Here is a 726-nt window from a genome sequence, read left to right as displayed (position 1 = left end):
TATCGGGAAAATTGTCTTTTGTTTGCAGCATGGTTCTCAGTTAGGATGGCTTGTTGAACCGCAAGATCGCTCGGTTACTATCTTTACCCGCGATCGCTTGCCAGAAATCAAGTCAGGTGAGGATATTTTACCCGTTTTAAACTGTTTGACAGATTGGCAATTATCTGCACGAGAACTGTTTAATTGGTTGGTCTTCTAAAGCAAAGTTTTCGCGATCGTATCTCCGTTTATAATATAGTTATAATATAGTTAAATATTGGAAGCTGAACATGGTTGTTACTCATCCCCTCGTACAAAAATCAACCCACAAATTAACCTTAGAAGAGTTTTTGCAACTCCCCGAAACTCAACCTGCAAGTGAATATATTAAAGGAAAAATTATTCAAAAACCCATGCCGCAAGGAAAGCATAGTACCATTCAACTGGAACTAGCATCTGCAATTAATCAAGTTGGAAAACCTAAAAAAATTGTCTATGCCTGGCCAGAATTACGATGCACATTTGGAGATCGCTCTGTCGTCCCCGATATTGCTATTTTTAAATGGGAAAGAATCCCTCTAGACGAGAATAATGAAATTATCAATCGATTTACAACTTACCCCGATTGGATCGTCGAAATTTTATCACCTGAGCAATCTGCAAACCAAGTTATCGGGAAAATTGTCTTTTGTTTGCAGCATGGTTCTCAGTTAGGATGGCTTGTTGAACCGCAAGATCGCTCGGTTA

Annotated in this window: 2 protein-coding genes; both read left to right on the top strand. The window is 39.0% G+C overall.

The genetic code is table 11. The features are described 5' to 3' along the window. On the top strand, window positions 1-199 hold a 199-nt coding region (locus JUI58_RS00800; protein WP_204101848.1), incomplete at its 5' end, for a Uma2 family endonuclease. Window positions 200-269: 70 nt separating this feature from the next. Continuing rightward, on the top strand, window positions 270-726 hold a 457-nt coding region (locus tag JUI58_RS00795; RefSeq protein ID WP_204101847.1), incomplete at its 3' end, for a Uma2 family endonuclease.

Origin of the sequence: Spirulina sp. CCY15215 (assembly GCF_016888125.1) — a bacterium.
In the GTDB taxonomy this organism is placed as follows: Bacteria; Cyanobacteriota; Cyanobacteriia; order Cyanobacteriales; family Spirulinaceae; genus CCY15215.
The sequence above is the reverse complement of the archived record's forward strand: the minus strand, read 5'-3'. Positions and strand labels throughout refer to the sequence as shown.